We start from the raw sequence: 23,657 nt of genomic DNA on the forward strand, positions 1-23,657 counted from the left end.
GCGTTTTTTACACCCGCCAGGACATGCCATGACCACTATCGCCCTTATTGACGATCATCTTATCGTCCGCTCCGGCTTTGCCCAATTGCTGGGGCTGGAAGCCGATTTTCAGGTTGTCGCCGAATTCGGTTCTGGTCGCGAGGCGCTGGCGGGACTGCCCGGTCGCGGCGTGCAGGTCTGCATCTGCGATATCTCCATGCCGGATATCTCCGGGCTGGAGTTATTAAATCAGCTTCCTAAAGGGATGGCGACGATAATGCTGTCGGTACATGACAGTCCGGCGCTGGTGGAACAGGCGCTGAACGCCGGTGCGCGCGGCTTCCTTTCCAAGCGCTGTAGCCCTGACGAGCTGATTGCCGCGGTACATACGGTGGCGACGGGCGGCTGTTACCTGACGCCGGATATCGCCGTTAAACTGGCGGCCGGACGGCAGGACCCGCTGACCAGACGTGAACGCCAGGTGGCGGAAAAGCTGGCGCAGGGAATGGCGGTGAAAGAGATCGCCGCCGAGCTGGGGCTGTCGCCAAAAACGGTACACGTACATCGCGCCAATCTTCTGGAAAAACTGGGCGTCAGCAACGACGTTGAGCTGGCGCGCCGCATGTTTGATGGCTGGTGATGAAAACCATCCTCTCCCGGTTAATTACCGTTATCGCCTGCTTTTTTATCTTCTCCGCCGCGTGGTTTTGCCTGTGGAGCATCAGCCTGCACCTGGTTGAGCGCCCGGAGCTGGCGGTACTGCTGTTCCCGTTCGGTTTACGCCTGGGGCTGATGTTGCAGTGTCCACGCAGCTACTGGCCGGTATTGCTGGGCGCGGAATGGCTGCTGGTCTGGTGGCTGGCGCAGGAAGTGGCGCTGGCGCATCTACCGCTTTTGATGATCGGAAGCCTGTTGACGCTGCTGCCTGTGGCATTAATCTCCCGCTATCGCCATCAGCGCGACTGGCGCACCCTGCTGTTACAGGGCGCGGCCTTGACGGCGGCGGCATTGTTACAGTCTCTGCCCTGGTTAGGCCAGGGGGAAGAGACGTTAAACGCGCTGCTGCTGACGCTTACCGGCGGGTTGACGCTGGCGCCCATCTGTCTGGTGTTCTGGCATTACCTGACCAGCACCACCTGGTTACCGCTCGGCCCGGCGCTGGTCTCGCAGCCGGTGAACTGGCGCGGGCGGCATCTGGTCTGGTATCTGCTGCTGTTCACCGTCAGCCTGTGGCTACAGCTGGGTCTACCGGCTGAGCTGTCACGCTTTACGCCGTTCTGCCTTGCGTTGCCGATTATTGCGCTCGCCTGGCATTACGGCTGGCAAGGGGCGCTGATCGCGACGTTGATGAACGCCATCGCGCTGATTGCCAGCCAGACCTGGCACGATCATCCCGTTGATTTACTGCTTTCTCTGCTGGCGCAAAGCCTGACAGGGCTGCTGCTTGGCGCGGGGATTCAGCGCCTGCGCGAACTCAACCAGTCGCTGCAAAATGAACTGGCGCGTAACCATCGTCTGGCGGAACGCCTGCTGGAAACGGAAGAGAGCGTGCGGCGCGACGTAGCGCGGGAACTGCACGACGACATCGGTCAGACCATCACCGCCATTCGCACTCAGGCGGGAATTGTACAGCGGCTGGCGGCGGATAATGGCGGCGTAAAACAGAGCGGGGCGCACATTGAGCAACTGTCGCTGGGCGTGTATGACGCGGTGCGTCGCCTGCTGGGGCGCTTGCGTCCACGCCAGTTGGATGACCTGACGCTGGAACAGGCTATCCGTTCGCTGATGCGGGAAATGGAGCTGGAAAGTCGCGGCATTATCAGCCATCTCGACTGGCGAATAGACGAGTCTGCGCTCAGCGAAAGCCAGCGGGTAACGCTGTTTCGCGTTTGTCAGGAAGGGCTGAACAACATTGTGAAACACGCTAATGCCAGCGCGGTTACGCTACAGGGCTGGCAGCAGGATGAGCGGCTGATGCTGGTGATTGAAGACGATGGCAGCGGCCTGCCGCCGGATTCCGGCCAGCAAGGCTTTGGTCTGACCGGGATGCGCGAGCGCGTGACGGCGCTTGGCGGCGTGCTGGCCATCTCCTGTACGCACGGCACGCGCGTTAGCGTGTCGTTGCCTCTGCGTTACGTTTAAGGAGCGGCGATGCTGACGTTTCTGAAAGCTCCGGCAAATGCGCCGTTGATAACTGATAAACACGAAGTTGATGCGCGTTACCGCTACTGGCGGCGACAGATCTTACTTACCATCTGGCTTGGTTACGCGCTGTTCTATTTCACCCGTAAAAGTTTTAATGCCGCCGTGCCGGAGATCCTCGTCAGCGGCGTGCTGACCCGCAGTGATATCGGCCTGCTGGCGACGCTGTTTTACATCACTTATGGCCTGTCGAAGTTTGTCTCCGGCATCGTCAGCGACCGTTCCAACGCCCGTTATTTTATGGGCATTGGGCTGATCGCCACCGGCGTGGTGAATATCCTGTTCGGTTTCTCCACGTCTCTGTGGGCCTTTGCATTACTGTGGGCGTTGAATGCCTTCTTCCAGGGCTGGGGAGCGCCGGTGTGCGCCCGTCTGCTGACGTCCTGGTACTCGCGTAATGAGCGTGGCGGGTGGTGGGCTATCTGGAATACCGCGCATAACGTCGGAGGGGCGCTGATTCCGATCGTCATGGCTGCTGCCGCTCTGCATTACGGTTGGCGCGCCGGGATGATGATTGCCGGAACGCTGGCGATTATCGTCGGCATTTTTCTCTGCTGGCGGCTGCGCGACAGGCCACAGGCTATCGGTTTGCCAGCGGTCGGGGACTGGCGGCATGATGAGCTGGAAATCGCTCAGCAGCAGGAGGGCGCAGGGCTGACCCGCAAAGAGATCCTGACCAAATACGTGCTGTTGAATCCCTATATCTGGCTGCTCTCGCTGTGCTATGTGTTGGTGTATGTGGTACGCGCGGCGATCAACGACTGGGGCAACCTGTATATGTCGGAGACGCTGGGTGTCGATCTGGTCACCGCCAACATGGCGGTCACGATGTTCGAGCTGGGCGGGTTTATCGGCGCGCTGGTGGCGGGCTGGGGCTCAGATAAACTGTTCAACGGCAACCGTGGGCCAATGAACCTGATTTTCGCTGCCGGAATACTGCTCTCTGTCGGTTCGTTATGGCTGATGCCGTTCGCCAGTTACGTGATGCAGGCGGCGTGCTTCTTCACCACCGGCTTTTTTGTCTTTGGCCCGCAGATGCTGATCGGCATGGCGGCTGCGGAATGTTCGCACAAAGAGGCGGCGGGGGCGGCAACCGGTTTTGTCGGTCTGTTTGCCTATCTTGGCGCATCGCTCTCCGGCTGGCCGCTGGCGCAGGTGATGGAAACCTGGCACTGGACCGGGTTCTTTGTGGTGATTGCCATTGCGGCGGGCATTTCCGCCCTGCTGCTGCTGCCGTTTTTGAATGCGCAGGCGCCGCGCGAGGCCAGCATTACGTGACGGACTTCACCTTTTTACCCCGAGTGGGGCAAAACTAAGACATTTTCCCGGTTTCGCCTGGACGCTGTCTCAGGCTGGTTGGGCGACTGATTTTTACAATGCCTGCAATAAAGCAGGCTTAAAAAATCAGGAGATACCCGTCCCATGCTGAACTTCTTAAACCAGGTGCGTAAGCCGACCCTGGATCTGCCGCTCGATGTACGGCGCAAAATGTGGTTCAAACCGTTCATGCAGTCCTATCTGGTGGTCTTTATCGGCTACCTGACCATGTACCTGATCCGCAAAAACTTCAACATCGCCCAGAACGACATGATCTCCACCTACGGGCTGAGCATGACGCAACTGGGGATGATTGGTCTGGGCTTCTCGATCACCTATGGCGTAGGCAAAACGCTGGTTTCCTACTATGCCGACGGCAAAAACACCAAGCAGTTTCTGCCGTTTATGCTGATTCTTTCCGCTATCTGTATGCTGGGCTTCAGCGCCAGCATGGGAAGCGGTTCCGTTAGCCTGTTCCTGATGATCGCCTTCTACGCGCTGAGCGGTTTCTTCCAGAGTACCGGCGGGTCGTGCAGTTACTCCACCATCACCAAATGGACGCCCCGTCGTAAGCGCGGCACCTTCCTCGGCTTCTGGAATATCTCCCACAACCTCGGCGGCGCTGGCGCGGCAGGCGTGGCGCTGTTCGGCGCGAACTACCTGTTCGACGGCCATGTGATCGGCATGTTTATCTTCCCGTCGATCATCGCGCTGATTGTGGGCTTCATCGGCCTGCGCTTTGGCAGCGACTCCCCGGAATCTTATGGTCTTGGTAAGGCGGAAGAGCTGTTCGGCGAAGAGATCAGCGAAGAGGACAAAGAGACCGAAGAAAATGAGATGACCAAGTGGCAGATCTTTGTGGAATACGTCCTGAAAAACAAAGTGATCTGGCTGCTGTGCTTCTCCAACATCTTCCTCTACGTGGTGCGTATTGGTATCGACCAGTGGTCTACCGTTTACGCGTTCCAGGAACTGAAACTCTCAAAAGAAGTGGCGATTCAGGGCTTTACCCTGTTTGAAGTGGGCGCGCTGGTCGGCACGCTGCTGTGGGGCTGGCTGTCGGATCTGGCGAACGGTCGTCGCGCGCTGGTGGCCTGCGTTGCGCTGGCGCTGATTATCGCCACCCTCGGCGTTTACCAGCATGCCAGCAACCAGTACGTCTATCTGGCGTCCCTGTTCGCGCTCGGCTTCCTGGTGTTTGGCCCGCAGTTGCTGATTGGCGTGGCGGCAGTTGGCTTCGTCCCGAAAAAAGCGATCGGCGCGGCGGACGGCATTAAAGGCACCTTCGCTTACCTGATCGGCGACAGCTTTGCCAAGCTGGGGCTGGGGATGATTGCCGACGGTACGCCAGTCTTTGGTCTGACCGGTTGGGCGGGCACCTTCGCCGCGCTGGATGCCGCTGCCATTGGCTGTATCTGCCTGATGGCGATGGTCGCGGTGCTGGAAGAACGTAAAATTCGCCGCGAGAAAAAGAAACAAACTTTGCAGACAGCCTGAGTGATTGGCTGTACGTCACGTTACCCGGCTTCTGTGCCGGGTTTTTTTATTTGCGCCGGGTGATGCTCACATTGCCTGTCGACAATTTGTCGCTATGATGAACATCCTGTTGAGTAACGGATGTACGCATGATTTGGATTATATTGGCCACGCTGATTGTGGTGTTTATTGTTGGCTTCAGGGTGCTCACCTCGGGGACCCGGCGTGCGATTCGTCGGTTAAGCGAGCGTCTGGGCATTAGCGTGGTGCCGGTGGAATCAATGATCGACCAGATGGGCAAAGCGCCGGGAGAGGCGTTTTTACAGTACCTGCATCGTCCTGATGAATCACATCTGCAAAATGCCGCCCAGATATTGCTGATCTGGCAGATCGTGATTGTGGATGGCAGCGATCAGAACCTGCAACAGTGGTATCGTCAGTTGCAAAAAACGCGTCTGGCCGCGCCAATTACTGACGCGCAGGTACGCCTGGCGCTGGGGTTTCTGCGCGAAATAGAACCGGATATGCAAGAGATTAACGCCTTCCAGATACGCTACAACGCCCTTTTTCAACCTGAAGATGGCGTGCACTGGTTGCATTGAGAACGGTATGTGCCATTTTGCATATAACGAATGGTGTTAATTGCTTATCAGCGAGATTCATCAGGCCAGCACTTTTAGTCCGTGCTTTTGCACAATGGTAAGAAGCTTCAATGCTATACCGCCGGGGCGCTTTGTGCCGCTCTCCCATTTTTGCACTGTAGAAACGCTGGTATTCAGATAGCGCGCGAAAACGGGCTGGCTGACGTTCAGCTTCTCGCGTAGTGCTTTGATTTCAAGCGGCTGAAGATCCTCCACGCTACTGAGGCATGCTTTGTCAAAGTTGCGCATCGTTTCCTGGGGAATGGCATCAACGCTGAATAATCCAGAAGCTGCGCTGTGAATAGCTTCAAAAGCAGGGCTTTTGAATTTATTTTTTGCAGTCATGGCAAATCTCCACCAATTCTTTACTTTTAATCAATGCCGTCATTTTATCTTCAGCGAGACCAGCATAATGTTTTGCTAACTCGCGGAACCCGGCTAATTCACCGTTGTCGATGTTTGCCATATCCTGTTTGGCATATAAAAATGTATAAAACCAATGTATACCGCCTTTTGCGAGGATGATCGCGCGATCGCGATTCTGATTGAGGCGTTTTTTGTAAACCCCACCACCAAGATCCTCCACTTTTCCCTGCATTGCTGCTGCAATAACCTTACATAACTCTTCGTCTTTGATTGCATGGGACTTTGCTACCCTGGCAAACCATTTGGTTTTAAATACACGCATCGGGTTGACATCCTGTAACCGTAAGTATAGCACTTGGTGCTATATTATGTCCTTTTCTTCCCACAGTGAATGCGAAGGGACGTCAATATCATGGCGCATTTTTCATCATGCGGTCGGGTAAGCATATTTCCCTGCAACAAAGGAAAGTTGCTAAAACGTTAAATACGTCACAATTTAGATGTTACACTGCACGGCTTTTCTGGCAGAGAAAGACGCAGGTAACGAAATGAGTACAAGAATTGCAGAACAATCCCATGCTGAGACGATTATCCGGCCAAACTGGTCGGCTGTTTTCGCTGTGGCGTTCTGTGTTGCCTGCCTGATCACCGTTGAGTTTTTGCCCGTCAGCCTGCTGACGCCGATGGCGCAGGACCTCGGAATATCTGAAGGCGTCGCCGGGCAGTCGGTAACGGTAACGGCGTTTGTCGCCATGTTTGCCAGCCTGTTTATCACCCAAATTATTCAGGCGACCGATCGTCGCTATGTGGTGATCCTGTTTGCCGTTTTACTGACGCTTTCCTGTCTGCTGGTCTCATTTGCAACTTCCTTCACGCTGCTGTTGGCCGGGCGTGCCTGCCTGGGGCTGGCGCTGGGGGGATTCTGGGCGATGTCGGCTTCGTTGACGATGCGTCTGGTGCCGCCGCGTACCGTGCCTAAAGCGTTGTCGGTTATTTTTGGCGCGGTCTCCATCGCGCTGGTGATCGCCGCGCCGCTGGGCAGTTTTTTAGGTGCGATTATTGGCTGGCGTCATGTTTTTAACGCGGCGGCGGTGATGGGCGTACTGTGTGTTATTTGGGTAGTGAAATCGTTACCTTCGCTGCCTGGCGAACCGTCTCACCAAAAGCAAAATATTTTCAGTCTGTTGCAACGTCCCGGCGTAATGGCGGGGATGATCGCCATCTTTATGTCCTTTGCCGGACAGTTCGCGTTCTTTACCTACATCCGCCCGGTGTATATGAATCTGGCGGGCTTTGATGTCGATGGCCTGACGCTGGTGCTGTTGAGCTTTGGCATCGCCAGTTTTGTGGGAACGTCGCTCTCTTCTTCTGTTCTTAAACGCTCGGTCAAACTGGCGCTGGCAGGCGCGCCGTTGGTTCTGGCCGTCAGCGCGCTGGTGCTGACGTTGTGGGGACGCGAAAAAGTGGTGGCGGCAGGGATTGCGATTGTCTGGGGGCTGTCGTTTGCGCTGGTGCCGGTAGGGTGGTCAACGTGGATCACTCGCTCCCTTTCCGATCAGGCGGAGAAGGCCGGGTCAATCCAGGTAGCGGTGATTCAGCTGGCTAACACCTGCGGCGCAGCCATTGGTGGCGTGGCGCTGGATCATTTAGGACTGCTGTCGCCGCTGGCGCTCTCCGGCACGTTGATGTTGCTTGCCGGCATATTGGTGGTAATGAAAGTACGGGTATAACGGGGGAGGAATGCTTCTGTCCCCCGGCCAGTAATGGATGCGGCTGACCGGCGTATCTACCATGCCATACGCCCTGAAACGAGTCGATCTCTGGCGTTCACAGCCTGATGCGTTGATAACATCCAGTGCCGCCAGATTATCGTCAGGTCGTTTTCACTCGCCGCCGTGAATCAAGGGCTATCAGCACCACCGATGAGAGAATCAGTAGCGTTCCCAGCCAGTCCGGAAGGGTAAAGGTAATGCCCAGCAACAGCAGGGAAAGTAAGGCGCTGCTCAGTGGTTCCGCACAGCTGAGAATACCCGCCTTCGCGCCGCCAATCCGCTGTGCGCCGTTCAAATAAAGACTAAAGGTAAGCGATGTGCCGATAACCACCAGGTAGAAAAACGCCAACAGCAGACCGCCAGTAACCACAAAATGATTGCTCTGCCCGGCGTAGAACGGTAACAGCATCGCACCGCCGAGCAGCATGCTCCAGCCGACAATCGGCAAGGTTCCGTAGCGGGCTATCAGCGTTGATGGATAGGTGGTGTAGAAGGCGGCGGCAAACGCCGAGGCAATTCCCCAGAAGAGCGCGGCGGGGGAAATCGACAGGGTTGTCGGATTGCCGTGGGTGACCAGCAGAAATGTGCCAATGAGTGAAGTACAGATAGCCGCCAGCACCAGCGGATTGGGGCGCATTTTACGGGCGACAGCAAACCAGGCGACGATAATCGTCGGCGACAGAAACTGCAGCACCGTCGCGGTGGCGGCGTTTGATTTTTCGATAGTTATCAGGAAAGTGTATTGTACGGTCAGTGCGCCAAATAAGGAGAAGATCAGCAGTCTGAAGGTATCTTTGTGGTTTTGCAGGATACGGAAAATTTTATCGCCGTGAACGAACGAGAGCATCAGGATAATCATGCCGGCGAACAACAGGCGGGTCATGGTCAGAAACGGCGATGACATCTGACTTTGCTGCATAATGAATTGTGCACAGACGCCGGAACTTCCCCACAGCACGGCGGCTATCAGTACATTCAGCATTCCTTTTTTGCTGGAGCCCATCTTTCCCTCAGGTGAAATATCGCAAAGACGCATCATAGCATGAGCGCGCCCGCACAGTGGGGGCGGAGATGGTTTTCAGACGATTTGGTCCGTTGCTGATCTCTGCGGTTTTCGGCGCTATTGATGGGAACGGGTAACCCGGTAAGCGTTGCGCCACCGGGCCATTGCCGCAAACTGCCGTGGTCAGCGATGTTAATCAGGACGGCACCTTAACTTAAATCGACATTTTTACTGCCGAACAGCCAGGTCAGCGCGAAGCCGCACAGGTAAGACACTGCCAGCCCCGCGGCATATACCGCCATTCCGGCATAGATGCCGCTACCGGACGTCATCAGCGGCAGCGCCACCAGCCCGGAAGGGCCAAACACCGTATTCAGGCCGACCGGTAACCCCATCCAGGCAATAAAACCGAGGAAAAACCCGCCGCAGGCGCCGCCGAGGCAGGCGGTGATAAACGGCTTCATTCGCGGCAGCGTGACGCCGTAAATCAGCGGTTCGCCGATACCGAGCACGCCGGGAATTATCGCCCCTTTAATCTGGGTGCGCAGCAGCGAACCATGCTTTGCCCGCCAGAACAGCGCCAGCGCCGCGCCCACCTGCCCGGCTCCGGCCATCGCCAGAATCGGGAACAGCGAGTTAAAACCTTGCGCGTCCACCAGCGCGAAATAGACCGGCACAAAGCCCTGATGCACGCCAAACATGACCGCCAGCAGAAACAGACCGGCCAGCACCGCAGAGCCGAACGGGTTGCCGTTAAGATGCAGGAACAGCCATGACATCCCGGTGAACAGCCAGCCGCCAATCGGCATAATGACGGTAAAGGTTATCGCGCCCATTATCAGCAGCGTCACCGCTGAGGTGAGGATCATATCGAGGTTGGCGGGCATAATACGGCGCACCTGCTTTTCCACCCACGCGCCGATAATGCAGGCGATCAGCACCCCGATAATGTTGCCGCGCGGGTCGATACTTTGCCCGAAGAAGGTCGAGATACCGGAATAAAAACCGCTGGTGGCTTCCGGGTTATAGCCGAGAACAAATAGCGCCGCGATAATCGCGCCATTCACCCCGGAGCCGCCGAACGCCTTCTGGGCGTTATAGCCGATCAGGATGCTCAGAAAGGTAAACATCCCCTTGCTGAAGACCTTCATATAACCGATCAGCGCCACCAGCGCGGCATTCGGATGGGTATTTTCGAGGATAAACATCTGCTCCGCCAGGGTGGCAAACCCCAGCAGCAGGCCGACGGCGATAAAACCGGGGATCAGCGGCGTGAAAATGGTGGCAAATTTGGCGAGAAACTTTTGTACGCCGCTGGTTTGCTTGCTTTTCAGTGCCTGTTTTTTCTCCGCGGCGACATCGGCCAGAGAGGGGACCTCCCTCGGGGTCTCTTCCAGCAGGGCATTCATTATCTCCGCTGCGGTTTGCGCCTTGCCGGGACCCAATACCACCTGAAACTGTTCGTCGCTGACGATAACCCCCATCACGCCGTCAATCTGACGGATAGCCTCGCTATCGGCCTGTGACGCATTGCGCAGGGTCAGGCGCAGGCGGGTCATACAGTTGCCTGCCTGCGCGACATTCCCGGCCCCGCCAACGTGGCTGAGGATCCGCACTATCATTTCTTTATTTATTTTTGCCATTGCAGATTACCTGTTTGTCAGCGGTCAGGCGCGGCTCAGCGCCTTGCGGATATAGCCCTTATTTTTCGCCAGCAGCGCCCCGGCTTCTGCGGCGCTTAAATCAGCCAGCACCATCACGATGGCCGTTTTACAGTGGCGGGCGCAGGCATCCAGCGCACGTTGGGCGGTCACGCGATCGCACCCGGTGGCTTCCATGACGATGGAAACCTGGCGCTCAATAAGTTTGGCGTTGGTGGCTTCAACATCCACCATCAGGTTGCTGTAGACCTTGCCGATGCGGATCATCGCGCCGGTGGAGATCATATTCAGCACCAGCTTTTGCGCGGTACCCGCCTTCAGACGCGTTGAGCCGGTCACCACTTCCGGGCCGACGACCGGCGTAATGGCGACATCCGCCAGTTGCGCCATTTCGCCGTGTGGGTTACAGCTGACCATAGCGACAAAGGCATTCTGACTGCGAGCATATTCCATCGCGCCAATCACGTATGGCGTGCGCCCGCTGGCGGCCAGGCCGACCAGCACATCACCGCTGCTGACGCTGAGGTTTTGCAGATCCATCGCGCCTTGCGCTTTGTTATCTTCAACGTTTTCGACGGCGCTCAGAATCGCTTTATGGCCGCCCGCGATGATCCCCACCACCTGCTCAGGGCGGGTACCGAATGTTGGCGGACACTCGCTGGCGTCGAGGATCCCCAGACGACCGGAAGTCCCTGCGCCAATGTAAATCAACCGCCCGCCCGCCTGCAGCGCCGCCGCAACCTTATCCACGACCAGGGCAATTTGTGCCAGCCAGGGGGTGATCGCGTGCGCCACCAGCTGATCTTCCTGATTAATCACCGTCAGCATCTCTTCGGTGGAGAGGGTGTCAATATTGGCGCTATTGGCGTTTCGGCGCTCGGTCGGCAGTTTGCTCAGGTCGATACTCATAAGAACCTCATTATTCACAGTGACAGGCAGTATAAGGAATTAATTATTCCTTTCGTGTGAAGATTATCACGATTGGGATGTTATGAATAATAGGAGATTTCAGTAAGAGCGGGAAACATGGCGGTAATAAAATTGGAATATTTTATTACCGCCAGAGGATGTTATTCGCTGACGTGTGGTTTTTTCAGGCCAATAAGCAGGGAGGCCAGGTAGGCAAGAGTCATGGCAAGGCTCATTTTTAGCATCGTTTCACCGCCGATCCCGGCCAGCGGCGCGGCAATGCCGCCAAAGACAAACATCAGCGTACCGAGCAGTGCCGACGCGGTGCCGGACTGGCGAGCGTTGATGGCATTCATTGCCTCCGCGCCTGCCACGGTACCGATTCCGCTCATGATGGAAACCGTGAAAAACAAGCCGATCAGGGCCAGCGTCGACAGGTGTAGCCAGGCAAACAACAGAGTGATGACAGCAAATGTCACCGCCAGCACCTGGCCGCTGCGTAGTAGCGGCTCGGCACTGATGCGGCGTGCCAGACGCGAAAAAATCAGCGCGGTGATAATCAGCCCGATACCGTTAAGGCCGAACAGCAGGCTGAACTGCATCGCGCTCATGGCGTATTCATTCTGGATAACGAACGAAGATGAGCCGATATAAGAGAACAAACCGGCCATCATAAAGGCCTGAATCAGGCAGTAGCGCATAAAGTGGCGATTTTTCAGCACAGGAGTATCAGTCTGCTGCTGTGTCACGGAAGCGGCGCTTTTTTTCGGCAGCGTTTCATGGAGAACCACCAGGCTGAGCAGCAGCAATATGATGCCGATAGCCGCCATAGCCCAGAACAGAATGCGCCAGTTAAACGCGGTGATGATCCAGCCGCCAATCACCGGCGACAGCACAGGAGCGATGCCGTTAACGGTCATCAGCAGAGCGAAAAACTGGGTCAGAAGGGTGCCCTGGTATCGGTCACGGGCGATGGAGCGTGACAGCACCGAACCGCCCGCTCCGGCGAAGCCCTGCAGAAAACGCCAGGCGATCAGCATATGAATATCGTAGGTTATCGCACACATCACCGAGGAGAAGATAAACAGCAGCAGAGAAAGCGCCAGCGGTTTTTTACGGCCAATCCGGTCGCTCAGCGGGCCAAAAAAAAGCTGGCCAAGGCCGAGTCCAATCAGCGCCGCGGTCAGCGATAGCTGGGTTTGCGTGCCGGTGGCGTTAAGCTGTTGGGTGATTTCCGGCAGCGCGGGCAGATAGAAATCGGTACACAGCGGCCCGATGGCACTGAGTAACCCGAGAACCACCACCCAGGAGAGGGATATTCGGGACATATTTACTGGCTCCTTGTCAGCATACCGGGCGTTGCCGCCCGGAATAAGCGTTAACTGGCTCCGCCTCCCAGCGACTGCCAGAGAGTAATACGGTTTTCCAGATCGGTTTGTTGAAGAGAGATTAGCGTTGCCTGTGCCGACCACAGCGTCCGTTGGGCGGTGAGCACCGACAGGTAATCTCCAACGCCGGCCTGGTAGCTCTTCATCGCAATATCCAGCGATTTTTGTTCCGCCGCGACATATTTTTTCTGCGCGTCCAGCTGTTCGTTGAGCGTTTCCCGGCGCGCCAGCGCATCGGCCACGTCCTTGAAGGCGCTTTGAATCGTCTTCTCATAGGTGGCGATTAGCCCTTTTTTCTCCGCTTCAGCATAGCGCAGTTGCGCCAGATTACTGCCGCCGGTAAACAGCGGCAGGCTAATGGACGGTGCGAATGACCACACCTGCATGCCGTGACTAAACAGAGAAGAGAGCGAGTCGCTACCAACTCCGGCGCTGGCGGTCAGCGAGATCGACGGGAAGAAGTTGGCCCGCGCCGCGCCGATATCGGCGTTAGCGCTCTTCAGATTATGCTCTGCTTCCTGAATATCCGGGCGACGTAGCAGTACCGAAGAGGATACACCCGCCGGGACCAGGGCGATACTGTGGCCGCCGAGACTCTCCAGCGTGCCGGGCAGCAGACTATCCGGTACGGTTTCTCCGGCCAGCAGATTGAGCGCATTTTTATCCTGCGCCACCAGCGTACGGTAGCTGGCGACGCTGGCGCGCGCCTGCTGATAGACGCTTTCCGCATCGCTGAGGTCACTTGCCGAAGCGGTACCTACGTCCATCTGGCGGGTGACGATTTTGCGTGAATTCTCCGCGCTGGCCATCGTTTCCTGAGCCAGCGCCAGATTACTGTTATCCGCCGCCAGCGTTATCCAGGCGGTGGTCAGGTCGGCGATCATCGTCAGGCGCGTATTCTGCGCGGTGTATTCACTGGCAAGCCAGGTCTCCCGCGCCGCACGCGTCAGGCTTTGGTTCTTGCCGAACAGATCCAGCTCAAAGCTGGAAACCGCGCCGTCGGCTTCCGATGACGACGTGAGCCCATTGGCGACCGTTTTGCTGCGGGTATGGCTCAGTTCCGCGTCGAGGGTCGGGAATAACGAGGCGCGGGTTTCGCCAAACTGGGCGCGCGCGGCTTCGATATCGGCCAGCGCTTTCTGCACGTCGCTGTTGCTGGTCAGCGCAATACTCACCACTTTTTTGAGGCGGGCGTCATTCACCACCTGCTGCCAGTCATTCACTACCGCGGTTGCCTCGCCGTGGCTACCGGGCAGGGTGGCGGGAATGGGCGCCGCCGGGCGCTCATAGTGCGGATCGAGAGAGACACAGCCTGCCGTCAGGAGCGCAACAAACACGAGGGAAAAACGAAACATAGCTTACTCCTGAGAAGAACGATAGCGGGTGAAGAAACGTTTCACCAGCACGAAGAACAACGGCACGAAGAAGATTGCCAGCAGCGTCGCCGTCAGGGTCCCGCCGATAATCCCGGTACCAATCGCCACGCGGCTGTTGGCGCCAGCGCCGGTGGCGATTGCCAGCGGCAGAACCCCGGCGATAAACGCCAGCGAGGTCATCACAATGGGGCGTAAACGCGTTTGCGCAGCGCGCATGGCGGCACGCGACAGGGAGTAGCCCTCTTCCAGCGCCGATTCGGCGAATTCAACGATCAGGATGGCGTTCTTTGACGACAGGCCGATAGTGGTGAGCAGCGCCACCTGAAAGTAGACATCGTTATTCAGACCGCGCATCCATGTCGCCAGCGCCGCGCCAAGCAGCCCGAGCGGGATCACCATGATCACCGAGAACGGTACCGACCAGCTTTCATACAGCGCCGCGAGGCACAGGAATACCACCAGAATAGAGATCGCATAGAGGCTCATCGCCTGGCCGCTGGCGAGTTTTTCCTGCAGCGACATGCCGCTCCAGGCCCAGGTGCTTCCGGCAGGCAGCTTATTGGCTAAGGCTTCCATCTTGTCCATCGCCGCGCCGGAACTAAACCCGCTGGCATTCTCGCCCTGGATTTCAAAGGCGGCGGAGCCGTTGTAGCGCACCAGGCTTTCTGGTCCGTATTCCCAATGGGTGGTGGCGAAGGCGGAGAACGGCGTCATGCTATCGTCGCTACTCCGGACGAACCATTTTCCGAGGTCGGACGGTACGGCGCGGGCGTCGCTTTCCCCCTGGATATAGACCTTTTTGACGCGACCGCGATCGATAAAGTCGTTGACGTAGGTCCCACCCCAGGCGCTGGAGAGAGTATCGGTGACATCGCTTAACGACAGCCCAAGCGACACCGCTTTATTGTTATCGATATCCACCCGGAGCTGCGGCATCTGCGGCAGATCGTTGGCGCGCACGGATTGCAGCTCTGGGCTTTGATGCGCCTCTGCCAGCAGCTGGCTGCGCATCTTCATCAGACTATCACGATCGGTGCCGCCGCTGGCCATCAGTTCAAAGGTGAAGCCATTGCTCTGCCCCAGACCATCCACCGAAGGCGGGGTCATGGCGAACAGCGTGGCGTCACGAATGCGGCCGAGTTCTTTATTGGCACGCAGAGCAATAGCCTGGGCGGTATTTTCCGCACCTTTACGTTCGGACCAGTTTTTTAGCGACACGAAAGCCATCCCGGTGTTCTGCCCACTACCGCTGAAGCTAAAGCCGTCGACGGTAAAGATAACGTCAGTATTGGCTTTCTCTGTGGTCAGGAACCAGTTGGTGACCTGGCGCCGGACCTCGGCGGTACGCACTGCCGTTGCCCCGGCAGGCAGGGTGTACTGGACCATGATTTCGCCCTGATCTTCTGTCGGCAGGAAGCTGCCCGGCAGTTTCCACATCGCCAGCGCCATGCCGCCGCAAATCAGCACAAAGGCACCCATCATCACCGCCGAGCGGCGCAGGCCGCCGACTACCCGGTGCTGGTAACCCTGTTCGGTGCGCCCCCACAGGCGGTTGAAGGCGCCGAAGAAGCCTTTGGTATGAGGTTTAGAATGGGTCAGCAGCGACCCGCACAGCGCCGGGGTTAAGGTCAGCGCGACCACTACCGACAGCATCATCGCCGAGATAATAGTGACCGAGAACTGGCGATAGATCACCCCGGTGGAGCCGCCGAAGAAGGCCATCGGCAGGAACACCGCCGAGAGGACCAGGGCAATGGCGATCAGCGCGCCGGAGATTTCTCCCATTGATTTTTCGGTGGCTTCGCGGGCGGGCAACCCTTCGTCGCGCATAATACGTTCGACGTTTTCCACCACCACGATGGCGTCATCTACCAGTAACCCGATCGCCAGCACCATCGCAAACAGCGTCAGGGTATTGATGGAGTAACCAAACAGCGCCAGTACGCCGAACGTTCCCAGCAGCACCACCGGAACCGCGACCGCCGGAATCAGCGTAGCGCGGAAGTTTTGCAGGAACAGATACATCACGCAGACGACGAGGACGATGGCTTCAAACAGGGTCTGAATCACATCTTCCACCGAGATTTTAATAAACTCGGTGCTGTCTTTCGGGTAGGCGATTTCGTAGCCCTGCGGCATCTGACGCTGGAATTCGGCAATCTTGCTTTTCACCAGCGTCGCGGTATTCAGGGCGTTGGCCCCTGGGGCCATCATCACCGCGATCCCCGCGGCCGGGTGGCCGTTGAGGTTGGCGGAGGCGGTATAATCTTCACTCCCCATTTCGACGCGGGCGACATCGCTCAGGCGCACCACCGAACCGTCGGCTTTGCTTTTGACGATAATATTTTTGAACTGGTCGACGGTTTGCAACCGTGACTGGGCGCGGACCGTCGCGGTCAGCTGTTGATGACTGGATGCGGGCAGCGCGCCGATTTTACCGGCGGAGACCTGCACGTTCTGCGCCTCTATTGCTGATTCCACATCAGAGGGCATCAGCGAATAGGAAGCCAGTTTGGTCGGATCCATCCAGATACGCATGGCGTGTTCCGCGCCAAAAACCTTCAGACTGCCGACGCCTTCAAGACGCGCCAGCGGGTCCTGCATGTTACTGACCAGCCAGTCGGAGATATCGGAACTGGTGGCTTTGTTATTTTTGTCATATACCGCGAGGATCAGCAGGAAGCTGCTCTGTGATTTTTCCACCGTCACGCCGGACTGTTGCACTTCGCTGGGCAGGCGTGATTTGGCCTGCTCGACTTTGTTCTGTACCTGAACCTGTGCGGTATCCGGGTTGGTACCCTGCTCGAACGTCACGGTGATGCTGACTGAACCGTCCGAGCTGCTGGTGGAGGTAAAATAGAGCAGATTATCCAGCCCGGTAAGCTGCTGTTCGATGACCTGGGTCACGCTGTTTTCCAGCGTTTCCGCAGAGGCGCCGGTGTAGGTGGCGGAGATTTTTACCGCCGGCGGCGCGACGTCGGGATACTGGGCGACCGGCAGAGTACGGATCGCCAGAACCCCGGCAAGCATAATCAAAATGGCGATAACCCAGGCGAAAACCGGACGTCGCACGAAGAAACGGGAGAACATCAGGCGTTATCTCCGTCATTTTGGGTTTCTTTGACTTCAACGGCTTTCACCTGTTGGCCGGGGGCGACTTTGCTGGAACCCTCGACAATGAGCTTATCGCCACTTTTCAGACCTTTGACTATCAGCCACTTGTCGCCATAGGTGTCGCCGGTTTCTACGCTGCGTTGCTCAACTTTATTGTGAGCGTCGACGACCAGCGCGATAGCGTCGCCTTTGGCGTCACGGGTGATACCCTGCTGCGGGGCGAGGATCGCATCGTTCATGATGCCTTCATCAATGCGGGCGCGAACGAACATCCCGGGCAGCAGTATGTGCTGCGGATTGGGGAAGATTGCGCGCAGCGTCACCGACCCGGTGGATTCATCCACTGCCACTTCGGTCAGCGCCAGACGGCCTTTTTGGTTGTAGGTGCTGCCATCTTCAAGGGTCAGGGTCACGTTAAGCGTATCGCTGTTGGTCGCGAGGCTTTGCTTACGCAGGCGCAACAGGTCGACGCTGGAGCGGGTGAGATCGACATACATCGTATCCAGACCGCGGATCGTTGCCAGCGCGGTATCCTGATCGGCGGAAACCAGCGCGCCCGGCGTGACCGAGGAGATGCCGATGCGGCCGGAAATGGGCGCTGTGACTGTTGTCCAGTTCAGGTTGATACGCGCGCTCTCCAGCGCCGCTTTTTTCGACTCGACGCTAGCTTTGTCCTGGTTACAGGTCGATAGCGCGTCGTCGGCGTCCTGACGGGAGACGCCGTTATCTTTGACCAGCACCGCGTAGCGCCGGGCTTTTTGACAATCGGCTGTCACCAGCGCCTGGGCCTGCTTCAGCGATGCGGCAGCTTCGTCGAACGTCGCCCGATAGCTGGCCGGGTCGATTTGGTACAGCGCCTGTCCGGCTTTGACCATATCGCCTTCGGTAAACAGGCGTTTTTGTATGATACCGCCGACTTGCGGCCGCACTTCGGCGCTAAGCGAAGCGGTAGTACGGCCCGTAAGGTTGCTCACCACCGGGACTGGCTGGCTTTTCAGGGTGACGACGCCCACTTCCTGGAGCTGTTGTTGTTGGGAGGATGTTTGTGCATTATCGCATCCGCTAAGGAGAAATAATGCTATTGCGATGGGGGCTATAGTGTATTTCATTATATTTTCTCAGGATGAACGACGTCCGCCCCGTAAAACTCACAGTCGGGGTGATGGGGTAGACGATGATGCATCTCCGGGCAAGCATAAAATAACAAAATGGAAAATAAATATTCCTGTTTGCAGTAAATGACGCTGATATTACCGTTATGAACTAACCGGTTTTTTAGATAATGCCTCTGACGGCAAGATGGTATCAGATAGTGATTACAGACTCTGAACCAGGACGTTTTGCCTGTCACAGGGCGTACATATATACCCGTCATACTTTAAGTTGCTTATGCGTTGGCTACGCTCGAACACCTCAGTCACATAGTTATCTATGCTCCAGGGACTCATGCCCTTGCCGCCTTTAAGCAACCCGAATTATTTAGGGTATCGGATAACCCTGATTTAAAATAATGAGAATAGTTATTCTCATTTTCTCCATTATACGTCAGTGCTGAATGATGGAAAGGCTTTTTACACAAATTTTAATGACTTAATTTTAGTCAGGGAATAATGGAGAAAAAAAGGATATTTTGTGAAAACCGAATAGGAAATGGTCTGTAAAAAATAAAAGGTGGAGATGACGGGTGACGCTGATAATAACAAATAACATTCAACCCACCGATCGGGAGGAATTGCTGGCTGTGCATTGGGTATCTGTGGATCAGGGAAGCCTCTCGCGGCAGCGGGTTGGGGCGCGAGTTGATGCAAGAAGTGGAAAACCCGGCGCGGTGGTGCGGTTGCAATCATATGCTGGTGGATACGTTCAGCTTTCAGGCGCTGCCGTTTTACCAGAAGCCGGGTTATCAACTGCTGATGATTTGGCAAATCGGCTGATCCTGTCTTCAGCATGGTACGGGGGCGCGTAAGCCGGGGAAGATGATTTTATTTCCAGTTGCCGCTTTTGCAGTTTAAAACCCAACCCGGAAGTCGTTATAGTTTTATACGGAAAAATAATAATTCTGTATGGATTAACGGGGTAATAACAATGACTTTGCGTTTACGGACAGCCGCCGCCGTCATGCTGGCAGGCCTGTTGCTGGTGGGCTGCGACCAGAAGGGCAGTGATGCGAAACATATTAAAGTCGGCGTCATTAATGGCGCTGAGCAGGATGTGGCGGAAGTGGCGAAGAAAGTGGCAAAAGAGAAATATGGCCTCAATGTCGAACTGGTGGGCTTTAGCGGTTCACTGTTGCCGAATGAGTCCACCAACGCCGGTGATCTGGACGCGAATGTTTTTCAGCATCGGCCGTTCCTCGAACAGGATAACAAAGCCCACAACTATCACCTGGTGGCAGTTGGTAATACTTTCGTCTTTCCAATGGCGGGCTATTCGCGCAAAATCAAATCTGTCGCTGAACTGAAAGATGGCGCGACTATTGCGATTCCTAACGATCCGACCAACCTGGGGCGTGCGCTGCTTCTGCTGCAAAAAGAGAAGCTGATCACGCTCAAGGCAGGTACAGGTCTGCTGCCGACGGCGGTCGATATTACCGACAATCCGCATCACCTGAACATCATGGAGCTGGAAGGGGCGCAACTGCCGCGGGTCATTGATGACCCGAAAGTTGACGTGGCGATCATCAGCACTACCTATCTTCAGCAGACAGGACTTTCGCCGGTACGAGACGGTCTCTTTATTGAAGATAAACGTTCGCCGTATGTGAACATTATCGTGACCCGTGAAGACAACAAAGATGCGGAAAACGTAAAAGAATTTATACAGTCCTACCAGTCACCGGAAGTGGCGAAGGCGGCTGAGACTATCTTCAACGGCGGTGCGGTTCCCGGCTGGTAACGATTAACACAAGGAGGCGTGGCGATGACCCGGCAACGCCAGGCAGATTTGCTGCTCATAGCCGCGACGGTTATCGCCGCCTGCGGATGGATTTTTTCCCGTGAAGCGATTGCCGGCATGCCGGTTTTCGCCTTCCTTGGTCTGCGCTTTTTCTTCGCTGCGCTGTTGCTGCTGCCGTTCTGCCGCGGTTATCGCGTCAACAAGCAGCACTGGCCGCGCATCATTATCAGCGGCCTGTGGTTTGCGCTAAACCTGTGTCTGTGGATCTATTCGGTATCGACAACTCCATCGCTGGGTGAAGGGGCGTTTATTATGAGCCTGTCGATGCTGTTTGTGCCGCTTACCGCCTGGGTGATGATGAAGGCGCGACCGGCGCGGGCATACTGGGAGTGTCTGCCGGTCGCGGTTATCGGCCTCGGATTACTGAGTCTGCATATGCCGATTGCGTTCCATCCCAGCCAGGGCTGGTTTCTGCTCACTGCGCTGGTACAGTCAATCTGGTTTTGCTACACCAGCAACTGCGCCCGCGAGGTACCGCTGATCCCGTTGACTACCGTACAGTTAGGTATTACCGGGATTGTCGGACTGGGGATCTCCGCCGCTTTTGAAAGCTGGGATCAGCCGTTTACGCTGCCGACCTTTGGCTGGCTGCTGGCCAGTATCGTTATTGCGACCAGTCTACGCTTCGGTTTGCAAATGAAGGGGCAGAAGTATGCCGCGGTCGCCAGCGCTGCGATTATTATGGTGCTGGAACCGCTGCTGACGGTGATCGCCGCTGCACTGTGGTACGGCGAACAACTGCCATTACAGAAGATTATCGGTGGTGTGCTGATCCTCGTCGCCCAGTTGTGGTTTCGTTGGCGGATGCTGAAGCCGCTACGCTAAAGCGCCCCGTTTTCTCCTGCGGTTCGCTCCACCGTCTCGCGCGGGAAAACGTCCGTTGTCCGCCAGTCGCCATATCGATCTCACCTTGTGCATCAGCACCGCTGCGTGTGCGGCACAGCCCTCTGTATTGCGCATATGGCGGCTGCCGTAAACTGGCCCAATCTCATCGCTCATTGACCAAACGGCCATATTTCGCCAGGACGGTGACAGGTACGATGTTTATCAGATGACTGCGAAGAGGAATGAACATCATGCAAATCACCCATATCCGTAATGCTACTCAGATTATTGAATACGCAGGTAAAAGATTTTTGATTGATCCTATGCTGGCGGACAAAGGCGCCTGGTCGGGATTCGCCGGTACTGCGCGTAGTGAGTTGCGTAATCCGCTGGTGGATCTGCCTTTTCCTGTCAAAGAGATAGTTGACGTTGATGCTGTTATCGTCACCCATACGCATGAAGATCACTGGGATGCGGCGGCGATCGCCGCGATCCCCAAAACGTTACCGGTTTATGTCCAGCATCAAGCCGATGGTCAGCTACTGTACGGGCAGGGTTTTTGCAATATTCATCTGCTTTCAGCGCACGGCAAGTTTGCTGATATCTCCCTGGTGAAAACGACGTCAGGTCAGCACGGTAGCGACCGTACTTATGCTATTCCGGCGATGGCTGAACGTCTGGGCGAAGCCTGTGGGGTCGTCTTCCGTCATCCGCAGGAAAAAACGTTATGGCTAGTGGGTGACACGATCTGGCGCGATGAGGTTGAAGCCGATATGGTCAGACTACATCCGGACGTCATCGTACTGAATGTCGGGTATGCTCACGTCATCGCTTTTGGGCCGATCATTATGGGTAAAGAAGATGTACTGAAGGCGCACTTCACTCTGCCGGAAGCCAAAATTGTCGCCAGCCATATGGAAGCGGTGAACCACTGTTTGCTGAGCCGGGATGAGCTGCGGCAGTACGTGGCTGATAATCGGATTGCCGATGCGGTCAGCATCCCGCAGGATGGGGAAAGTATGTTTTTTTAAAGCCGGAGCGGGCGATGAAACTAACGGAAGTGGCGATTGTGGCGGTGGACGGGTTTAGCCCGTTTCATTACTCGGTTCCCTGTATGCTATTTGGCGATACGGTCTCGGAAACCAAACGCTTTAATCTGCATATCTGCGCCGAACGGCCTGGTCTTCAGAGCGCTCGCGACGGCTTTATGCTAAATGCCAGCGGCGACTTTTCGATCCTGGAGCAGGCGGATATTGTTGTGGTGCCATATTGGGGGGCGGTGAATCAACGTCCTCCTCAGTCGTTGCTCGATAGTCTGCTGCGCGCGCGCAATAACGGTGCGGAAATTGTCGGTCTGTGCCTCGGGGCATTTGTGCTGGGCTACGCCGGATTACTGGACGGTAAACGCGCTGCAACACACTGGGCATTTGAGCAGGATTTTCAACGCCTGTTCCCGCAAGTGCGTCTGGATATTAATGCCCTGTACGTGGACGATGAGCGGATTATCACTTCGGCGGGCACTGCGGCGGCGATCGACTGTTGCCTGTATATTATTCGCCAGCGTTTCGGTAGCCTGGCGGCGAATCAGATTGCCCGGCGGATGATAATCGCTCCGCACCGTGAAGGCGGGCAAGCGCAATTTATCGCTCAGCCCGTACCGAAAAGCACCCGAGATACGCGGATTAACGGTCTGCTTGAGTATCTCCAGCAGCATATTTGCCAGCCGCACAATCTTGACTCTCTGGCGCAGGTGGCTGCAATGAGCCGCCGTACTTTGACCCGCCATTTCGTGAAAGCAACAGGTATGAGCCTTACCGACTGGCTGTCTGCGGAACGCCTGCGCCGCAGCCAGCTCCTGCTGGAAGCCGGGGATTTGCCTGTTGAGCAGGTGGCGGAGGAAGTGGGTTATCTCTCTGCGGTAACTTACCGCCAGCAGTTTAAATCGCGTTTTGGCGTCAGCCCGGCAGAGTGGCGTCGTACTTTTCGCCGCCGGACTTAATCGCCGCTAAGGGCGCAGTCGATTCCCGGCGCCGCGACCAATGGCATTGATCTGCATAGCAAAATCTCTTTTGCATCACTCTTGCATAAACGCAGGCTGGAACGCCTTTTGAGCGATAACAGTAATATGAAGACTGACGGAATGAGCGTATTTTAGTCTGGCACGGACGGTTTTAAGCCATAACTTAGAGCCTATCCCACCAGGCGTTATTGGCGCAGACAGTTTGAACACGGCCAGCGCGGAAGAACCGGAGCGTACACGTAGTACGTGAAGATTCTGAGCACTGCCCTGGTTCAAAATGGCAAGCAAAATAGCCCTAATGGGATAGGCTCTTACTCTGCATAAGTAACCAAAAGCGTCTTTTGAGACATTGTCATACTAATAATGAAATTAAGAATTAGTGTAATAGACAATGCGTCATATTCTGATGATTATCTATCTGAGCGTATGCGAATTATCTCAACTGTTTTCTCATTAAAACATGCAGTGGTTGTTTTTAAGACGGTTCGACTTTTATTAATCAGTTGACTTCACTATGCGCTATATCAACATCTTGTTGAATAACTAAATTTTATTTTTTGATCTGATTCCAGATAATAATTCTGATAAATTTATTTTCCTAAAATTACATTTTGATACAAATTGTTTCATATGGTTTCTTTTTTTGTTACAAG

Annotated in this window: 19 protein-coding genes and 1 pseudogene; 11 read left to right on the plus strand and 9 right to left on the minus strand. The window is 55.9% G+C overall.

Annotation, left to right across the window (positions count from 1 at the left end; translation table 11 throughout):
* Window positions 1–28: 28 nt before the first annotated feature.
* The 5 genes from uhpA to ABK821_RS12120 all read left to right on the plus strand — a co-directional run bounded on the left by uhpA (window position 29) and on the right by ABK821_RS12120 (window position 5,576).
* Window positions 29–619, plus strand: coding sequence for a transcriptional regulator UhpA (gene uhpA / locus ABK821_RS12100; protein WP_138360932.1), 591 nt, complete (start codon window positions 29–31; stop codon window positions 617–619).
* Window positions 619–2,121 carry a signal transduction histidine-protein kinase/phosphatase UhpB gene (gene uhpB, locus ABK821_RS12105; RefSeq protein WP_071259134.1) on the plus strand — a complete coding sequence of 501 codons (1,503 nt, stop codon included), beginning with the start codon at window positions 619–621 and terminating at the stop codon, window positions 2,119–2,121. The genes uhpA and uhpB overlap by 1 nt, the downstream gene beginning before the upstream one ends.
* 9 nt (window positions 2,122–2,130) lie before the next feature.
* On the plus strand, window positions 2,131–3,459 hold the full coding sequence (locus tag ABK821_RS12110) for an MFS transporter (RefSeq protein WP_071259136.1): 1,329 nt from the start codon (window positions 2,131–2,133) through the stop codon (window positions 3,457–3,459).
* A 144-nt stretch (window positions 3,460–3,603) separates the two neighbouring features.
* Window positions 3,604–4,995, plus strand: a complete 1,392-nt coding sequence (gene uhpT, locus ABK821_RS12115) for a hexose-6-phosphate:phosphate antiporter (protein ID WP_138360933.1) — start codon at window positions 3,604–3,606, stop codon at window positions 4,993–4,995.
* Window positions 4,996–5,123: 128 nt separating this feature from the next.
* Window positions 5,124–5,576: a DUF1198 domain-containing protein gene (locus tag ABK821_RS12120; RefSeq protein ID WP_343178200.1), complete on the plus strand. Its 453-nt coding sequence runs from the start codon at window positions 5,124–5,126 to the stop codon at window positions 5,574–5,576.
* 60 nt (window positions 5,577–5,636) lie between these two features.
* Here the strand turns inward: ABK821_RS12120 and ABK821_RS12125 are convergent, their stop codons facing one another.
* Both ABK821_RS12125 and ABK821_RS12130 read right to left on the minus strand, forming a co-directional pair.
* On the minus strand, window positions 5,637–5,960 hold the full coding sequence (locus ABK821_RS12125; RefSeq protein ID WP_317359902.1) for a DNA-binding transcriptional regulator: 324 nt from the start codon (window positions 5,958–5,960) through the stop codon (window positions 5,637–5,639).
* The gene (locus ABK821_RS12130) at window positions 5,944–6,303 is read right to left on the minus strand and encodes a type II toxin-antitoxin system RelE/ParE family toxin (RefSeq protein WP_308562075.1); all 360 of its coding nucleotides are present in this window, start codon (window positions 6,301–6,303) and stop codon (window positions 5,944–5,946) included. Before ABK821_RS12130 ends, ABK821_RS12125 begins: the two co-directional genes overlap by 17 nt.
* Window positions 6,304–6,529: 226 nt before the next feature.
* Between ABK821_RS12130 and nepI the strand changes: the two genes are divergently transcribed.
* Window positions 6,530–7,711, plus strand: a complete 1,182-nt coding sequence (nepI, locus tag ABK821_RS12135; RefSeq protein ID WP_343178201.1) for a purine ribonucleoside efflux pump NepI — start codon at window positions 6,530–6,532, stop codon at window positions 7,709–7,711.
* Window positions 7,712–7,853: 142 nt separating this feature from the next.
* Here nepI and ABK821_RS12140 read toward each other — a convergent pair whose 3' ends face one another.
* From ABK821_RS12140 to ABK821_RS12170, 7 genes are all read right to left on the minus strand, one after another.
* The gene (locus ABK821_RS12140) at window positions 7,854–8,756 is read right to left on the minus strand and encodes an EamA family transporter (protein ID WP_343178219.1); all 903 of its coding nucleotides are present in this window, start codon (window positions 8,754–8,756) and stop codon (window positions 7,854–7,856) included.
* A gap of 209 nt (window positions 8,757–8,965) precedes the next feature.
* Window positions 8,966–10,399: a PTS N-acetylmuramic acid transporter subunit IIBC gene (gene murP / locus ABK821_RS12145; RefSeq protein ID WP_343178202.1), complete on the minus strand. Its 1,434-nt coding sequence runs from the start codon at window positions 10,397–10,399 to the stop codon at window positions 8,966–8,968.
* Between the two features lie 24 nt (window positions 10,400–10,423).
* Window positions 10,424–11,326 carry an N-acetylmuramic acid 6-phosphate etherase gene (murQ, locus tag ABK821_RS12150; RefSeq protein ID WP_343178203.1) on the minus strand — a complete coding sequence of 301 codons (903 nt, stop codon included), beginning with the start codon at window positions 11,324–11,326 and terminating at the stop codon, window positions 10,424–10,426.
* Between the two features lie 161 nt (window positions 11,327–11,487).
* On the minus strand, window positions 11,488–12,654 hold the full coding sequence (locus ABK821_RS12155; RefSeq protein ID WP_343178204.1) for a multidrug effflux MFS transporter: 1,167 nt from the start codon (window positions 12,652–12,654) through the stop codon (window positions 11,488–11,490).
* Window positions 12,655–12,704: 50 nt separating this feature from the next.
* The gene (locus tag ABK821_RS12160; RefSeq protein ID WP_395033944.1) at window positions 12,705–14,069 is read right to left on the minus strand and encodes an efflux transporter outer membrane subunit; all 1,365 of its coding nucleotides are present in this window, start codon (window positions 14,067–14,069) and stop codon (window positions 12,705–12,707) included.
* 3 nt (window positions 14,070–14,072) lie between these two features.
* Entirely contained in the window at window positions 14,073–17,180 is a 3,108-nt protein-coding gene (locus tag ABK821_RS12165) for an efflux RND transporter permease subunit (protein WP_138360941.1), read from the minus strand.
* A complete protein-coding gene (locus ABK821_RS12170; protein WP_138360942.1) occupies window positions 17,180–18,313 on the minus strand; it encodes an efflux RND transporter periplasmic adaptor subunit in 1,134 nt (377 codons plus the stop codon). Before ABK821_RS12170 ends, ABK821_RS12165 begins: the two co-directional genes overlap by 1 nt.
* 627 nt (window positions 18,314–18,940) lie before the next feature.
* On the opposite strand from ABK821_RS12170, the pseudogene ABK821_RS12175 reads away from it, so the two are divergent.
* From ABK821_RS12175 to ABK821_RS12195, 5 genes and pseudogenes are all read left to right on the plus strand, one after another.
* Window positions 18,941–19,138 (plus strand): annotated as a pseudogene (locus ABK821_RS12175) (GNAT family N-acetyltransferase); the annotation flags it as partial.
* Window positions 19,139–19,289: 151 nt separating this feature from the next.
* A complete protein-coding gene (gene nlpA / locus ABK821_RS12180) occupies window positions 19,290–20,099 on the plus strand; it encodes a lipoprotein NlpA (protein WP_343178205.1) in 810 nt (269 codons plus the stop codon).
* Window positions 20,100–20,123: 24 nt separating this feature from the next.
* The gene (locus ABK821_RS12185; RefSeq protein WP_142503208.1) at window positions 20,124–20,984 is read left to right on the plus strand and encodes a DMT family transporter; all 861 of its coding nucleotides are present in this window, start codon (window positions 20,124–20,126) and stop codon (window positions 20,982–20,984) included.
* A gap of 251 nt (window positions 20,985–21,235) precedes the next feature.
* Window positions 21,236–22,015, plus strand: a complete 780-nt coding sequence (locus ABK821_RS12190; protein ID WP_138360945.1) for an MBL fold metallo-hydrolase — start codon at window positions 21,236–21,238, stop codon at window positions 22,013–22,015.
* Window positions 22,016–22,029: 14 nt separating this feature from the next.
* Window positions 22,030–22,983 carry a helix-turn-helix domain-containing protein gene (locus ABK821_RS12195; protein WP_343178206.1) on the plus strand — a complete coding sequence of 318 codons (954 nt, stop codon included), beginning with the start codon at window positions 22,030–22,032 and terminating at the stop codon, window positions 22,981–22,983.
* Window positions 22,984–23,657: the final 674 nt, after the last annotated feature.

The organism is Klebsiella sp. KE9456, assembly GCF_043832615.1.
Taxonomy (GTDB): domain Bacteria; phylum Pseudomonadota; class Gammaproteobacteria; order Enterobacterales; family Enterobacteriaceae; genus Klebsiella; species Klebsiella indica.

Bases quoted from the DNA above. Each gene is read 5' to 3' on its own strand.
- nlpA (WP_343178205.1), top strand. From the start codon at position 19,290: ATGACTTTGCGTTTACGGACAGCCGCCGCCGTCATGCTGGCAGGCCTG.
- uhpT (WP_138360933.1), top strand. From the start codon at position 3,604: ATGCTGAACTTCTTAAACCAGGTGCGTAAGCCGACCCTGGATCTGCCG.
- ABK821_RS12195 (WP_343178206.1), top strand. From the start codon at position 22,030: ATGAAACTAACGGAAGTGGCGATTGTGGCGGTGGACGGGTTTAGCCCG.
- murP (WP_343178202.1), bottom strand. From the start codon at position 10,399: ATGGCAAAAATAAATAAAGAAATGATAGTGCGGATCCTCAGCCACGTT.
- ABK821_RS12125 (WP_317359902.1), bottom strand. From the start codon at position 5,960: ATGACTGCAAAAAATAAATTCAAAAGCCCTGCTTTTGAAGCTATTCAC.
- ABK821_RS12120 (WP_343178200.1), top strand. From the start codon at position 5,124: ATGATTTGGATTATATTGGCCACGCTGATTGTGGTGTTTATTGTTGGC.
- ABK821_RS12160 (WP_395033944.1), bottom strand. From the start codon at position 14,069: ATGTTTCGTTTTTCCCTCGTGTTTGTTGCGCTCCTGACGGCAGGCTGT.
- ABK821_RS12185 (WP_142503208.1), top strand. From the start codon at position 20,124: ATGACCCGGCAACGCCAGGCAGATTTGCTGCTCATAGCCGCGACGGTT.
- ABK821_RS12190 (WP_138360945.1), top strand. From the start codon at position 21,236: ATGCAAATCACCCATATCCGTAATGCTACTCAGATTATTGAATACGCA.
- murQ (WP_343178203.1), bottom strand. From the start codon at position 11,326: ATGAGTATCGACCTGAGCAAACTGCCGACCGAGCGCCGAAACGCCAAT.
- ABK821_RS12165 (WP_138360941.1), bottom strand. From the start codon at position 17,180: ATGTTCTCCCGTTTCTTCGTGCGACGTCCGGTTTTCGCCTGGGTTATC.
- uhpA (WP_138360932.1), top strand. From the start codon at position 29: ATGACCACTATCGCCCTTATTGACGATCATCTTATCGTCCGCTCCGGC.
- nepI (WP_343178201.1), top strand. From the start codon at position 6,530: ATGAGTACAAGAATTGCAGAACAATCCCATGCTGAGACGATTATCCGG.
- ABK821_RS12110 (WP_071259136.1), top strand. From the start codon at position 2,131: ATGCTGACGTTTCTGAAAGCTCCGGCAAATGCGCCGTTGATAACTGAT.
- ABK821_RS12130 (WP_308562075.1), bottom strand. From the start codon at position 6,303: ATGCGTGTATTTAAAACCAAATGGTTTGCCAGGGTAGCAAAGTCCCAT.
- ABK821_RS12170 (WP_138360942.1), bottom strand. From the start codon at position 18,313: ATGAAATACACTATAGCCCCCATCGCAATAGCATTATTTCTCCTTAGC.
- ABK821_RS12155 (WP_343178204.1), bottom strand. From the start codon at position 12,654: ATGTCCCGAATATCCCTCTCCTGGGTGGTGGTTCTCGGGTTACTCAGT.
- uhpB (WP_071259134.1), top strand. From the start codon at position 619: ATGAAAACCATCCTCTCCCGGTTAATTACCGTTATCGCCTGCTTTTTT.
- ABK821_RS12140 (WP_343178219.1), bottom strand. From the start codon at position 8,756: ATGGGCTCCAGCAAAAAAGGAATGCTGAATGTACTGATAGCCGCCGTG.